The 13,285-nt window shown below is 71.5% G+C and carries 11 protein-coding genes; 6 read left to right on the forward strand and 5 right to left on the reverse strand.

All coding sequences use genetic code 11. The annotated features are described in order from the left end of the window. Window positions 1-336 precede the first annotated feature (336 nt). From HMPREF3159_RS13850 to HMPREF3159_RS13860, 3 genes are read right to left on the reverse strand one after another with little or no spacing between them, the layout of a single operon-like run. The gene (locus HMPREF3159_RS13850) at window positions 337-1,278 is read right to left on the reverse strand and encodes a carbohydrate ABC transporter permease (protein ID WP_070501725.1); all 942 of its coding nucleotides are present in this window, start codon (window positions 1,276-1,278) and stop codon (window positions 337-339) included. Beyond that, on the reverse strand, window positions 1,275-2,159 hold the full coding sequence (locus HMPREF3159_RS13855; protein ID WP_070501726.1) for a carbohydrate ABC transporter permease: 885 nt from the start codon (window positions 2,157-2,159) through the stop codon (window positions 1,275-1,277). The genes HMPREF3159_RS13850 and HMPREF3159_RS13855 overlap by 4 nt, the downstream gene beginning before the upstream one ends. Beyond that, window positions 2,156-3,490 carry an ABC transporter substrate-binding protein gene (locus HMPREF3159_RS13860; protein ID WP_070501727.1) on the reverse strand — a complete coding sequence of 445 codons (1,335 nt, stop codon included), beginning with the start codon at window positions 3,488-3,490 and terminating at the stop codon, window positions 2,156-2,158. The genes HMPREF3159_RS13855 and HMPREF3159_RS13860 overlap by 4 nt, the downstream gene beginning before the upstream one ends. Window positions 3,491-3,915: 425 nt before the next feature. On the opposite strand from HMPREF3159_RS13860, the gene HMPREF3159_RS13865 reads away from it, so the two are divergent. The 3 genes from HMPREF3159_RS13865 (at window position 3,916) to HMPREF3159_RS13875 (ending at window position 7,631) form a co-directional block, all read left to right on the forward strand. Continuing rightward, window positions 3,916-5,613 (forward strand): sodium:solute symporter family protein, encoded by a 1,698-nt coding sequence (locus tag HMPREF3159_RS13865; protein WP_070501728.1) that lies wholly within the window; start codon window positions 3,916-3,918, stop codon window positions 5,611-5,613. A 20-nt stretch (window positions 5,614-5,633) separates the two neighbouring features. Beyond that, the gene (locus tag HMPREF3159_RS13870; protein ID WP_070501729.1) at window positions 5,634-5,963 is read left to right on the forward strand and encodes a hypothetical protein; all 330 of its coding nucleotides are present in this window, start codon (window positions 5,634-5,636) and stop codon (window positions 5,961-5,963) included. 150 nt (window positions 5,964-6,113) lie between these two features. Then, a complete protein-coding gene (locus HMPREF3159_RS13875; protein ID WP_070501730.1) occupies window positions 6,114-7,631 on the forward strand; it encodes a S10 family peptidase in 1,518 nt (505 codons plus the stop codon). An 87-nt stretch (window positions 7,632-7,718) separates the two neighbouring features. Here HMPREF3159_RS13875 and HMPREF3159_RS13880 read toward each other — a convergent pair whose 3' ends face one another. Both HMPREF3159_RS13880 and HMPREF3159_RS13885 read right to left on the reverse strand, forming a co-directional pair. Then, complete coding sequence (locus HMPREF3159_RS13880) at window positions 7,719-8,675, reverse strand: hypothetical protein (RefSeq protein WP_070501731.1); 957 nt, start codon at window positions 8,673-8,675, stop codon at window positions 7,719-7,721. 203 nt (window positions 8,676-8,878) lie between these two features. Then, entirely contained in the window at window positions 8,879-10,159 is a 1,281-nt protein-coding gene (locus HMPREF3159_RS13885) for an FAD-dependent oxidoreductase (protein ID WP_246821642.1), read from the reverse strand. On the opposite strand from HMPREF3159_RS13885, the gene HMPREF3159_RS18220 reads away from it, so the two are divergent. The 3 genes from HMPREF3159_RS18220 to HMPREF3159_RS13895 all read left to right on the forward strand — a co-directional run bounded on the left by HMPREF3159_RS18220 (window position 10,133) and on the right by HMPREF3159_RS13895 (window position 13,244). Then, window positions 10,133-10,522, forward strand: coding sequence for a trehalase-like domain-containing protein (locus HMPREF3159_RS18220; protein WP_210388884.1), 390 nt, complete (start codon window positions 10,133-10,135; stop codon window positions 10,520-10,522). The two genes, HMPREF3159_RS13885 and HMPREF3159_RS18220, sit on opposite strands and share 27 nt — an antisense overlap. 75 nt (window positions 10,523-10,597) lie before the next feature. Further along, window positions 10,598-12,076 (forward strand): NAD-dependent succinate-semialdehyde dehydrogenase, encoded by a 1,479-nt coding sequence (locus tag HMPREF3159_RS13890; RefSeq protein WP_210388883.1) that lies wholly within the window; start codon window positions 10,598-10,600, stop codon window positions 12,074-12,076. Window positions 12,077-12,260: 184 nt separating this feature from the next. Further along, window positions 12,261-13,244 carry a hypothetical protein gene (locus HMPREF3159_RS13895; RefSeq protein WP_070501732.1) on the forward strand — a complete coding sequence of 328 codons (984 nt, stop codon included), beginning with the start codon at window positions 12,261-12,263 and terminating at the stop codon, window positions 13,242-13,244. The last annotated feature ends 41 nt before the right edge of the window (window positions 13,245-13,285 follow it).

The raw sequence follows: 13,285 nt of genomic DNA on the forward strand, positions 1-13,285 counted from the left end.
AGGACGGAGCGCCGCCGCGGCGGGAAGGGGAGCCGGTCCGCGGTCGGCGCGGGGCGTCGGGCGGGGACGTGGGCGGGGCCGCGGGAGGAGCTCATCGCTCCATCCAAGTGCACCCGGAGCCGTCCCGCCACCGGGTCCGGGAATCGGGCGGAGCCGAGGACGGGCACAGCCGAGGCACGCCGAGGCCGTCGGCGGCGTGGACGGGCGCTCGGCAGCACGACACGTGCATATATGCCACGCCGTGCTGCCAGGAGCCCGCGCGACGACGACCGCCCCGCCCCCGGGGTGACGGGGTGCGGGGCGGTCGCGGCGGAGGGCGGTCGCGGCGGGGCCGGATCAGCCCTTGACGGAGCCCTCGGTGAGGCCGCCGCGCCAGAAGCGCTGCAGCACCAGGATGAGGATCGCCAGCGGGATCACCGACAGCAGCGCGCCGCCGGTGGTGAGCTGGAAGAACTCCGGCAGGCGGTCCGTCTGGGCCCGCCAGTTGTCCAGGCCCAGGGTGATCGGGTACAGCTTCTCGTCGGCCAGCATGACCAGCGGGAGCATGTAGTTGTTCCAGATCGCGATGAACTGGAACAGCAGGATCGTCACGATCGCAGGCGTCAGCTGCGGCAGCGACAGGCGGTGGAAGAGGCCCAGCTCCCCCACGCCGTCGAGGCGACCCGCCTCGAGCATCTCGTCGGGCACCGCGGCGCCGGCGTAGATCGAGGCGAGGAACAGGCCGAAGGGGCTCACCAGCGAGGGGATCAGCACGGCCCAGTAGGTGTTGGTGATGCCGATCGAGCTGAACAGGAAGAACAGCGGCAGCGCCACGGCCGTGCCGGGCACGAGCACGCCGCCGAGGACGAGCCCGTAGACGAGGCCGCGGCCGCGGAAGCGGTACTTGGCCAGGGCGTAGCCGGCGGCGACCGCGAAGTAGGTCGCGAGCACGGAGCCGACCCCGGAGTACAGGATCGAGTTCAGGGCCCAGCGGGGGAAGATCCCGCCGTTGGCGGTGAGCACGGACTGGAGGTTCTCCCACAGCTGGAAGTTCTCGCCGAACCAGAACCCGCTGGTGCCGAAGAGGTCCTCGGTGGACTTGGTGGCGTTGATGACCACCCAGTACACCGGCACCAGGAAGTACACGGCGACGATCGCGAGGATCGCGGTGACGATGATCGTGGTGGTGGGCTTGCGGCCCGCGTCGCGGCTGCCCGCGCGGCCGTCGCCGCGGGCGGCCCTGGCCGCGTTGCCGAGCGGCTTCGCGCGGTGGGTGGGGGCGTTGTCGGTGGTGCTCATCGGCGCTTCTCCATCCAGTTCGAGATCCCCAGCGCAAGGGCCGAGAACAGGAAGGCGGCGACCGCGATGATCACGGACTGCGCCGCGGCCATGCCGATGTCGTTGTACTGGAACGCGAAGGCATAGGCGGACATGTTCGGGGTGTACTCCGAGGTGATCCCCGCGCTCATGGTCTGCAGCAGGCGCGGCTCGGCGAACAGCTGCAGGGTGCCGATGATCGAGAAGATGATCGTGAGCATCAGGGCGGGGCGGATCAACGGGATCTGGATCGAGCGGGCCACACGGAAGGAGCTCGCGCCGTCGATCTTCGCGGCCTCGTACAGCTCGCCGGGGATGGCCTTGAGCTGCGCGACGATGATCAGCATGTTGTAGCCGGTGTAGGTCCAGGTGACGATGTTCGCGATGGACCACAGCACCATGTTCGGCCCGAGGAAGTCGACGGTGATGCCGACGGCGCCGAGCACGTCCACGATCGGGGACAGCCCCGGGATGTAGAGGAAGGACCACAGGATCGTGGCGATCACGCCGGGGATGCCGTAGGGCAGGAAGTAGGTGGCGCGGAAGAAGTCGGGCCACTTCGCCGAGGCGCTCTCGAGCAGCAGGGCGAGGATCGTGGCGGCCACGATCATCACCGTCACCTGCACGACGCCGAACAGGACCATCCGCCCGATCGAGGCGATGAAGTTCGCGTTCGTCAGCGCGGCGACGTAGTTCTCCAGGCCGGCGAAGACGCTGTCCACGCCGGCCTCGCCGAGCAGTCCCAGGCGCTCGACGCGCGTGAAGCTGTAGCCGATCGCCATGATGATCGGGACGATCATGGTCCCGATGAACAGCACCAGGAACGGTGCCAGCAGCAGCCAGGGGGCGCTCTTGCCCTTCATCGTGCCTCCTCCGCGTTCAGACCGATGGTGCGCATGATCTCGACGATCTCCTTCTGCGCATTGGCGAACATGTCCGCGAGCGGGACCTCGCCGGTGACGGCGGCGGTCATGCCGTCGCCGATCAGCGCCTGGACGCGCTGCATGAGCGGCGCCCAGGTCCAGTCGAGGTTCTGCCCGGCGGCCATCGGGACGATGACCTCCTCGTTGTAGTTCTGGCCGGAGAAGAACTCGCTGGGCTGCTGCCGCTTCTCGCCGATGTAGTCGGCGGCGGGCGACCAGCCGATGCCGGAGTACTCGATCATCGCGTCGATGCCGGCGGGGTCGGTGCACATCCAGGTGAGGAACTCGAGCGCCTCGGCCGGGTGCTTCGAATTGGCGAGGATCGCGGCGGCGGAGCCGCCGTGGCCTCCGGAGGCGTAGCCGTCGGGCCAGGTGGGCATGGGCGCGACGGCCCACTTGCCGGAGCCGCCGGGCACGGTCTCGTTCAGCGCGTCGGACCACGAGCCGCTGATCGAGGCGAGCACCTTCCCGTCGGCCGCCGCGGCGTACCAGGGGGTGCTGTAGGAGCCGTAGCCGGTGCCGACCAGGCCCTCGTCGAAGATGCCGTCCCAGAACTCGGCCACGCGCATCGAGGCCTCGTCGGTCATGTCGACGATCCAGCCGTCGCCCTCGGGCCGGAACCACACGGCGCCGGACTGCATGACCCAGCCGATGGGGTGGGAGCCGTCGGAGGGGTCGAGGCTGATGATCTGCTTGCCGGCCTCGGAGACGATGCCGGCGGTCTCGCGGAACTCGTCCCAGGTGGAGGGGAAGGTCAGGCCCAGCTCGCCCTCGAGCACCTCGCGGTTGTAGAAGCTCGCCATGGGGCCGGTGTCCTGCGGGACGCCCCAGATGTTCTCGCCCACCTTCGCCTGGCTGATCGCGCCGGGGTCGAAGGCGGACTCGTCCTCGTCGAAGCCGTAGCGGCTGAGGTTCACCAGCGCGCCGGCGAGCGCGAACTCGGGGATCTGGCGCAGCTCGACCTGGGCGATGTCAGGGCCTCCGCCCGCGGCGACCGCGGAGAGGATCTTCGCGTAGCCGCCGGTGTTGCCGCCGGGGATCCAGGTGGCGTCGACCTGGATGCGGTCCTGGGAGGCGTTGAAGACGTCGAGGACCTTCTGCAGGTCCTTCAGCCAGGCCCAGTAGGTCAGATGGACCTTGCCGTCAGCGGCCGGGATGGTCGGCTCGGCGTTGACCTCGCCGGGATTGGGCGGCGCACAGGCCGCGAGGCCGGCGGCGAGCGCCGCACCACCTCCGACCAGCGCCGATCGTCGTGACAAGCGGGGGTTCATCGCAGGTCATCACTCCTCGTCCTTGAGTGCACCGCGGTCGCGGGCGTGATGTGCTCGGGGGCACAGAGATATCGTGAACGTTCACGACCCGTTTGTCCACCCCCGGGGCGCCAGCGGCGCGCGATCGCCGCACGGGCGAGCTCGCGCCCGACGCGGATGCCGCATCGTCTACCGTTGGTCAAAATTCGCGGGGAACTGCGAGGACGCTCCGGACGGGCGAGCGCACGCCGACCTGCGCGCCCTGGCCGCACCGCCGTCGAGGTGTCCCACCTCACTCCCCCGCCGCGGGGCCCGCCGGCCGACGGGAATACCCGGCAACCCGGTGGTAACGTCCCCCGTCGGCGCCACGGCGGCGCCGTTCCCCGCCCGCGCGCCACCTCCTCCTCGACGTCGCGGCACGCCTCCTCGTCGCAAGGAGACCCTTCATGGTCGACCTCAGACTCGACGCGCAATGGATCGACTACGCGATCATCGCGCTCTACTTCGTCTTCGTCCTCGGTGTGGGCTGGTACGCCAAGCGCGGCGTCTCCACCTCCATCGAGTTCTTCCTCTCCGGCCGCTCGCTGCCCGCCTGGGTCACCGGGCTCGCCTTCGTCTCCGCCAACCTCGGCGCGGTCGAGATCATGGGCATGTCCGCCACCGGCGCCCAGTACGGCATGCCGACGATGCACTACTTCTGGGTGGGCGCGATCCCCGCCATGCTGTTCCTCGGCGTGGTGATGATGCCCTTCTACTACGGCTCGAAGGTGCGCAGCGTCCCCGAGTTCATGCGCATGCGCTTCGGCACGGGGGCGCACCTGGTCAACGCGATCTCCTTCGCGGTCGCGCAGCTGCTGATCGCGGGCGTGAACCTCTCGCTGCTGGCCACGATCGTCAACCGCCTGCTGGGCTGGCCGATGTGGGTGGGCCTCGTGCTCGCCGCCGCGTTCGTGCTCTTCTACATCACCGTCGGCGGCCTCTCCGCCGCGATCTACAACGAGGTGCTGCAGTTCTTCGTGATCGTCGCGGCGCTGCTGCCGCTGACGCTGATCGGCCTGCACCGCGTGGGCGGCTGGTCCGGGATGAAGGAGCGCATCGCGGGCGACGGGATGCTCGGCTCCGAGCAGCTGCACTCCTGGCCCGGCCAGGCCCTCTCCGGCTTCGACTCGCCCGTGCTGTCCGTGATCGGCATCGTGTTCGGCCTGGGCTTCGTGCTCTCGTTCGGCTACTGGACCACGAACTTCGTCGAGGTGCAGCGCGCGATGGCGTCCAAATCCATCACCGCCGCCCGGATGACCCCGATCATCGGCGCCTTCCCGAAGATGTTCATCCCCTTCATCGTGATCATCCCCGGCATGATCGCCGCGGTGCTGGTCGGGGAGCTCACCGAGTTCAAGCAGCTCGACCACGCGGGCGATGCCGCCGGCGCCGCCGCGACGGGCGTGAACTACAACGACGCCCTGCTGCTGCTGATGCGGGACGTGCTGCCCAACGGCCTGCTCGGCGTCGCGATCGCGGGCCTGCTCGCCGCGTTCATGGCCGGCATGGCCGCGAACATCTCCGCCTTCAACACGGTGATCTCCTACGACCTCTACCAGCAGTACGTGAAGAAGGACGCGCCCGACGACCACTACACGAAGGTGGGCCGGATCGCGACGGCCGCGGCCTGCGTCATCGCGATCTTCACCGCGCTGATCGCCGCGCAGTTCTCCAACCTGATGGACTACCTCCAGACCCTGTTCGGATTCTTCAACGCGCCCCTGTTCGCGACGTTCATCCTGGGCATGTTCTGGAAGCGGATGACGCCGACGGCGGGCTGGACGGGCCTGGTCGCGGGCACCCTCTCGGCCGTGATCCTGTGGGGCTCCTCGACCTTCCTCGGGCTCTTCTCCCTGCCCGGCCAGGGCCTCGCGTTCATGAGCGCGGCGACCGCCTTCGTGGTCGACATCGTGGTCTCGGTCGCCGTCACCCAGATCACCGCCCCGAAGCCCGCCCATGAGCTCAAGGGCCTGGTCTACTCGGAGACGCCGAGGGCCGATCTGGTCGACCCCGAGGAGAAGGGCATGCCCTTCTGGCGCCGCCCGGTCCCGATGGCGGGCATCGCCCTCGTCCTGGTCATCGTCCTGAACATCGCGTTCGCCTGAGCGGACGGAGGAGAGAAGCAATGAGCACTTCCGAGGAGAACACCCCTGCCGGGGCCGACGTCCCGGCCGACGCGACCGTGCAGACCGCCGGCGCCTTCGACATCCGCAACTTCATCGGCACCCTGCTGGGCCTGTTCGGTCTGATCCTGGTGATCATGGGCCTGGTGGCCTTCTCGCCCGACGAGGCGGCGAAGACCGACGGGATGAACGCGAACCTGTGGGCCGGCCTGGCGATGCTCGTCGTCGGCGTGCTGTTCGTGGTCTGGACGAAGCTCGACCCGATCCGAATGGTCGTGCGGGACAACGAACCCGGCGCCGAGGAGCCCCACGACATCTCGGCCCTGGACTGATCCCGCCGCGTCCGCACGAAGGGGACGTGAGCGGCACGCTGCGCGGCGGAGCTCCGCGGCGTGCCGCTCACGTCCCCTTTCTGCAGGAGGCCCCGCGCAGCGGGCCCGCGTAGCATCGAGCGCGATGCCGCATCCGACGAAGGAGCTCGTGTGAACGACCAGTCCGCCGCCCCCAGCACCTCCCCCGCGACCGGCAGCAGCCCGGGTTCCGATGCCGACCGGACCGCCCCCGAGGACCGCCTGGTCACGACGCTGCACAGCCTCGCGCTGCCGGACGGGCCGCTGAACTACACCGCCACCGCCGGCACCGTGGTGCTGCGCGAGGAGCCGGACGGTGAGGAGTACGGCCGCGGCAGGCCCTACGCGGAGCTGTTCTCCGTCTCCTACGTCGCGACCTCCCCGGGCGAGCAGCCCCGCCCGGTGGTGTTCGCCTTCAACGGCGGCCCCGGCGCCTCGACCGTCTGGCTGCACCTGGGCCTGCTGGGCCCGCGCCGCGTGGACTCCGGGGACGCGGGAGCCCCCGCCGCTCCCCCGCACCGCCTGCTGGACAACCACGAGACGATCCTGCGCGACGCCGATCTCGTCGTGGTCGACGCGATGACAACGGGCTTCTCCCGCCCCGCACCCGGGCAGAAGCCCGACCGCCATCACGGCCTCACCGCGGACCGCGACCTGATCGCCGCCTTCGTCATCGACTGGCTGACCCGCAACGACCGCTGGACCTCCGAGATCCATCTCGCCGGCGAGTCGTACGGCACCACCCGCGCCTCCGCCGTCGCGGCCCGGCTGCTGGACCGCTACTACCTCGCCGTCGCCGGGATCGTGCTGATCTCGCCGGTGCTGGACTTCGGCACGATCGTGTTCTCCCCCGGCAACGACCGCCCCTACCTCCACTACCTGCCCACCTATGCCGCGATCGCGCATGCCCACGGCAAGCACGAGGACCGGCTGCTGCAGGACGTGGTCGACGAGGCCGAGGCCTTCGCCGAGCAGGAGTACCCGGCGCTGCTCGCGGCGGGGCTGCGGCTGGACCCCGCGCAGAAGCAGGAGGCTGCGGCCCGGATCGGGGCGCTGATCGGCGTGGACCCGGACTGGGTGGAGCGCGCGGACTTGCGCGTCGAGCACCAGGCCTTCCTCGCCGAGCTGCTGCGGGACGAGGGCCTGGTGACCGGCAGGATCGACGGCCGCTTCACGGCGCCCGCCGGGGACGGCAATGCGGCGCGGATGGAGACCGATCCGTCGATCGACCAGCTCGCCCCGAGCTACACCGCGGCGATCAACCACTACCTGCGCGGGGAGCTCGAGTTCTCCTCCGACGTGGTCTACGAGATCATGTCCGGGCGCGTGCACCCGTGGAGCTACAAGGACTTCGAGAACCGCTCGGTGGAGGTCGCCTCCGATCTCGCCCGCGTGCTGCGGAAGTCCCCGCACACCCGGGTGCTGGTCTCCCACGGCTATCACGACGCGGCGACCCCGTTCCATGCCAGCGAGCACGTGCTCGCCCAGCTCGCGATCCCACGCGAGGACTACACGGAGCGGATCCGGGTGGAGTACTACGAGGCGGGGCACATGATGTACTGCCACGAGCCGAGCCGCCTCGAGCTCTCCGCCCACCTGCGCGAGTTCGTCGCCGGGGAGGACGGCACGCATGACGACGGGGAGGCCTGAGCGCCGGCTCCCGCAGGCTGAGGGCCGACGGGACGGGGCGACCCGGGACCGCTCGACCCCGCGCCTGCCGGAGGAGCCGCCGACGAGTCAGCTCTCGGAGCCGATCGAGCCCGATCCGCTGCCGGAGGCACCGCTGCCGGAGCCCGAACCGCCCGAGGAGTTGCTCCCGGAGGAGCCGCTCCCGGAGGTGCCGCTCCCGGAGGTGCCGCCGTCGTCCTCGCCGCCGCTGGAGGAAGAGCTACCGCCGGAGGAGCTGCCGTCGCCGCTCGTGCCGCCGCCCTCCTCGGAGGTGCCGTCGCCGGTGGTGCCCTCCTCAGTCGTGCCGTCCTGCTGCTGCGGGTCCATGGTGGTCCCGTCCTGCTGCTCCGTGCCGTCCTCGCCGGTGCCGTCCTCGGACGTCCCGTCCTCGGTCGTGCCGCCGGAGTCCTCGCGCGGGGTCACGTGCTCGGTGCCGGTGACGGAGCGCTGGATCTCGCCGGTGCCCGGGGAGAGCTCCGTGCCGGTCAGGCGCTGGATGCCGAACACGGCGGCCATGCCGATCAGGGCGATGACCACGCTCATCAGGGCGATCCTCCCGATCCGTCGGCCGCGACCCGGCGTCTCCCCGGAGGCGCCGTCCGCACCGGCCCGGTCCCCGGACACCCCGGCGGCGGCCGTCCCGACGGCGCCGTCCTCGCCCGGGTGCCGACGCGTGCGCGAGGAGTGCACCTCCCCGCCCCGGCCGCGGGACTGCGCCTTCTCCCCCGCCTTGGCCTTCACCTGCTTGAGCCTGCGGGCGGTGCCATTGACGGAGTCGGTGTAGAAGGCGACCACGGCGGCGGAGATCACCGAGGTGATCGCGGCACCGAAGACGGTGCCGCTGATGCCGAGCTGGCCGCCGATCACGGAGGTGGTCGCCGCGGCGGCGCCGCCGGCGAGCAGGCCGGGCACGGAGAGATTCTTGATCTCCGACCCCGAGGCGCCCTTCCCGTCCTGGACGGGCGGGGCGTCGGGACCCTGCGAGGAGTGAGAAGGTGCCGGGGAGGAGGGCGGGGTGGAGCTCATGAGCCCATGTTCCCGACGGTGCCTCACACCTCGCTCGAGGAACCCTCGAAGAACTCTGGAAAAGCCGCGGGAAAGCGCCTGCGATCAGGGACTTCACTCGTCGATGAGTTTCCTCACCCCGCCGGGGCCGACGGGCGGCGGGGCGAAGCGGAGCACGGCGGGGCAGACGCCGTCCCCGGCCGAGGACCCGCCGCGCCCGCGGCTCACTCGACCGGCGCGAGCTTCCCGAGCGTCTCGTTGAGCGCCTCGGTCGAGGAGGGGTGGGTCCAGATCCCGTCCCGCAGCTGCGTCGCCGTGGTGCCGGCGCGCATCGCGAGGGCGATCAGGTTGATGACCTCCTGGGCGTCGACGTGGAACAGCCGTGCGCCGAGGATCTCGTCGGTGCCCGCGTCGACCACGATCTTCACCAGCCCGCGGGGGTCGCCGAGGGTCTTCGGGCGGGGCATCGCCTTGATCGCGGCGACCTTCTGCGTCGCGACCAGCACGTCCCGTCCCTTCTCCCGCGCCTCCGCCTCGGTGAGGCCCACGGCCGCGAGCGGCGGGGTGAGGAAGGTCGTCGTCGGCACCGCGACCCGGTCGGAGGTGGAGCGGGAGCCGTCGCCGGTGAGCTGGGAGAGGACGATGCGGTGGTCGTCGAGGGAGAGGTAGGTCTGCTGGGCGCCGCCGTGCACGTCGCCGAGCGCGTAGACGCCGTGGGCGCTGGTGCGCAGGTGCTCGTCGACCACGATCGCGCCGCGCTCGTCCACGTCGATGCCCGCCGCCTCGAGCCCGACGTCGTCGGTGGCGGGGCGGCGCCCGGTGGCCAGCAGCACGGCGTCGGCCGCGAGCTCGCGCGACCGCCCCGCGACCTCGAGGCGCAGCAGCGCCTCCTCCGCCCCGTCCTCGACGCCGCGGAGGTCCGCCTCGTGCAGCACGGCGATGCCGTCGCCCTCGAGCACGGACTGCACCTCGGCGGCGACGTCCTCGTCCTCCGCGGGCAGCAGGCGGGGGCGACGGTTCAGCACCGTCACCTCGGCGCCGAAGCCCGCGAACATCGAGGCGAACTCGAGCCCGATCGGCCCGGCGCCCACCACCGCGAGCCGCCGCGGGAAGGGATCGGCGTGCTGGAGCGAGGTGGAGTCGTGCACCCGAGAGGAGTCGATCCCGGGCAGATCCGGGCGCGAGGGCACCGCGCCCGTGTTCACCACGACCGTCGACGCGGTGACCGTGAGGCGGTCCTCGCCGCCGCTGACCTCCACGGTCCGCTCGCCCACGAAACGGGCACGGCCGTCGACGAGGGTGACGGTATCGAGGTCGGCGAGCATGTGGTGGTTGACGTCGCGGAGCGCCCCGATGAGGGTGTCGCGGCGCTGGACGGCCCGTGCCCAGTAGGAGGCGTCGTCGTCCTCGCGGCGCTCCTGGGCGTCGTGCACGAGGGTCTTGGTGGGGACGCAGCCGATGTTGATGCAGGTCCCGCCGTGCATCGAGTCGAACTGCTCGATCATCGCGACCTTCTGTCCGAGGCCGGCGAGGGCGGCCGCATCGCGCATCGAGGACCACGCCCTGCTCTCCAGCGCACCGCCGCGCTCGTGACGCGGGAGGGGGACATCGACCGGCTGTGCACGCCGCGCTTCGACTCCGACGCCCAGTTCACCTCGCTGCTGGGCGAGGACCGGCACGGGCACTGGTCGCTGCGGATCGCGGACGGGCAGCTCGCGGCCTTCGCCCGGATCGAGCTGGACCTCCGCACCGAGGACGCACCCCTGCTGCGCTACCGCACCCGCGGCCGGGACGGCCTGCCCGGCGACGAGCACCCCTTCCTCGTCTGCGGGTTCTTACTGGTCCAGCAGTACGCCGCCGCCGGCTGAGCCCGGCCGGGCACGGCACAGCGGGGCGGGGCGGGTGCAGACTGGAGGCAGCACCCGTCGACGCAGGAGGTTCCGATGCCCCAGCAGCCCGCCCTCACCCCCGCCCGGATCGCGGAGGTGCTCGAACGCACCCCGACCAGCTCCTTCGTCGGCGGCCGCTTCCTCGGCGGCACCGCCGCGCTCGAGGTGATCGATCCCGCCACCGGCGCGGCGCTGACCCGTGTGGTCGACGCCGACGCCGCCTCCGTCGGCGAAAAGGCCCTGGACGCCGCCTGCGCCGCGCAGGCGGACTGGGCCGCGACCACGCCGCGCGAGCGCTCGGAGATCCTGCGCCGCGCCTACGAGCTGTGCCACGAACGGGCCGACGATCTCGCGGCGCTGATGACCCTGGAGATGGGCAAGCCGCTCGCCGAGGCGTACGGCGAGGTCTCCTACGGCGCGGAGTTCCTGCGCTGGTTCAGCGAGGAGGCGGTTCGCGAGCCCGGCCGGTTCCGCCACGCCCCCGCGGCCGACCACGCCGTGCTCACCACGGTCCGGCCCGTCGGCCCCACCCTGCTGATCACACCGTGGAACTTCCCGCTGTCGATGGGCACGCGGAAGATCGGCCCGGCCCTCGCGGCCGGCTGCACCGTGGTGCTCAAGCCCGCGCAGAAGACGCCCCTGACCTCGCTGGCGCTGATGGCGATCCTCGCCGAGGCCGGCGTGCCCGACGGGGTGGTGAACTGCGTGGTCACGAGCGACTCGAAGGGCCTGTCCTCGACGCTCATGACCGATCCGCGGCTGCGGAAGGTCTCCTTCACCGGCTCCACCGCGGTGGGCCGCACCCTCATCGCGCAGTCCGCCGAGCGCGTGCTGCGCACCTCGATGGAGCTCGGCGGCAACGCACCCTTCCTGGTCCTCCCCTCGGCGGATGTCGAGACCGCGGTCGAGGCGGCGATGCTCGCGAAGTTCCGCAACAACGGCGAGGCCTGCACCGCCGCGAACCGGTTCTATGTCCACTCCTCCCTCGCACAGGAGTTCACCGACCGGCTGGTCGAGCGCACCGAGCAGCTCGTGCTCGGCCCCGGCGCGGATCCCGCCACGACCCTCGGCCCGCTGATCGATCGGGCCGCCGTCGACTCCGTCCAGGAGCTGATGGCCGACGCGGTCGAGCGCGGCGCGAAGATCCTCACCGGCGGCGGCACCGGCGAGGGCGAGGGCTTCTTCCACGAGGCGACGGTGCTCGGCGACGTGCCGCGCGATGCCCGCGTGCAGCGCGAGGAGATCTTCGGCCCGCTCGCGCCGATCACGGTGCTGGACGACGTCGAGGAGATGGTCGCGGCGGCAGGCGCCACCGAGTTCGGGCTGATGGCCTACGTGATGGGCGAGGACCTCGGCGAGGTCACGGCCGTCACCGGACGGCTCGAGTCGGGGATCGTCGCGGTGAACCTGGGCATGGCCTCCGACCCCTCGGCCCCCTTCGGCGGGGTGAAGGAGTCGGGGCTGGGCCGGGAGGGCTCCCACGAGGGGCTCGCCGAGTACCTCGAGACGACCTACGTGCGGCTCCCGCTCTGACCTGCGGCCGGGGCGAGGGGGACGAGAGCTCGTCGTCCGAGGCACGAGCGGGGGAAATCTCGGTGAACTCCCGCGAATCTGGCCGAATCGATTGTCCGGTGTGATGTGAGTCGCTACGGTCGTGACGCACCCCTAACGAACCCCACAGCCCCGCCCTGCCCGGCGCGGCGACCAAGGAGCCCCAGTGCGCACCCTCTCCCGTTCCGTGACCCTGCTCTCCGCCGCGGCCCTCGCCGCCGCCGGCATCGCCGCGACCGCCGGCTCCGCGAGCGCCGCCCTGACCACCCGCTGCGACGGCGAGGCCTCCTCGGTCACCGTCCCCGGCGACCTCGTCGTGGCGAAGGACAAGTCCTGCGTCCTCACCGACGTCACCGTCGAGGGCGAGGTGCGCGTCCAGTCCGGCGCCGATCTCCTCATCACCGACTCCTCCGTCGGCGGCCGCGTCGTCGTCCAGGGCGACGGCTACTTCGACGCCTCCACCTCCGAGATCGCAGGCAACGTCGTCTCCAACGGCGGCTACGGCGTCTACCTCGACGAGTCCGCGGTGGAGGGCACCTACAACGGCCGTGCGGCCGAGGGCGCCTCGCCCTTCCTGTACTCCTACGACTCCTCGATCTCCGGCCGCGTGAACGTCGCCCAGGGCCTCGTGCACCTCAGCGGCAACACCATCGGCGGCAACGTGACCAGCGAGAACACCGAGTTCACCGACATCCTCGACTCGAGCCTCGCCGGCGACCTGACCGTCACCGGCGCGACCGAGGGCACCACCTTCTGCGCCGGCGAGCTCGACGGGAACGCGTTGCTGACCGGCAACGCCGGCGTGCAGCTCGGCTCCGGCGGCCAGAAGATCACCTGCGAGGGCGCCACCTACTTCGGCGGCGACGTCACCGCCTCGGACAACACCGACGGCGTCGACGTCACCGACACGATCATCCGCGGCGACCTGACCGGCGAGGGCAACGACCCCGCGCCCACCGGCTCCGAGAACCGTGTCCGCGGCGAGCTCGGCGGCCAGTTCGTGGACCTCCAGCCCGCCGCGCAGAAGCGCGCGCTGATGGCGCAGTCCGCCCCCGCGGACCACGCCCAGGGCCTCGACACCCAGCGCGACGAGCGTCGCGCCGAGGCCGAGAAGGCCGCGGAGCAGGCCGGTCCGGCGAACCTGCGCTGACCTCCTCCCTCCCACGACCTGCGGCCCCGGGCCGGGCACCG

The organism is Brachybacterium sp. HMSC06H03 (assembly GCF_001807385.1).
In the GTDB taxonomy this organism is placed as follows: Bacteria; Actinomycetota; Actinomycetes; order Actinomycetales; family Dermabacteraceae; genus Brachybacterium; species Brachybacterium conglomeratum.

Coding starts and splice junctions, on each gene's coding strand:
- HMPREF3159_RS13880 (WP_070501731.1), bottom strand. CDS start 8,675: ATGAGCTCCACCCCGCCCTCCTCCCCGGCACCTTCTCACTCCTCGCAG.
- HMPREF3159_RS13860 (WP_070501727.1), bottom strand. CDS start 3,490: ATGAACCCCCGCTTGTCACGACGATCGGCGCTGGTCGGAGGTGGTGCG.
- HMPREF3159_RS13870 (WP_070501729.1), top strand. CDS start 5,634: ATGAGCACTTCCGAGGAGAACACCCCTGCCGGGGCCGACGTCCCGGCC.
- HMPREF3159_RS13865 (WP_070501728.1), top strand. CDS start 3,916: ATGGTCGACCTCAGACTCGACGCGCAATGGATCGACTACGCGATCATC.
- HMPREF3159_RS13890 (WP_210388883.1), top strand. CDS start 10,598: ATGCCCCAGCAGCCCGCCCTCACCCCCGCCCGGATCGCGGAGGTGCTC.
- HMPREF3159_RS13855 (WP_070501726.1), bottom strand. CDS start 2,159: ATGAAGGGCAAGAGCGCCCCCTGGCTGCTGCTGGCACCGTTCCTGGTG.
- HMPREF3159_RS13850 (WP_070501725.1), bottom strand. CDS start 1,278: ATGAGCACCACCGACAACGCCCCCACCCACCGCGCGAAGCCGCTCGGC.
- HMPREF3159_RS13885 (WP_246821642.1), bottom strand. CDS start 10,159: ATGATCGAGCAGTTCGACTCGATGCACGGCGGGACCTGCATCAACATC.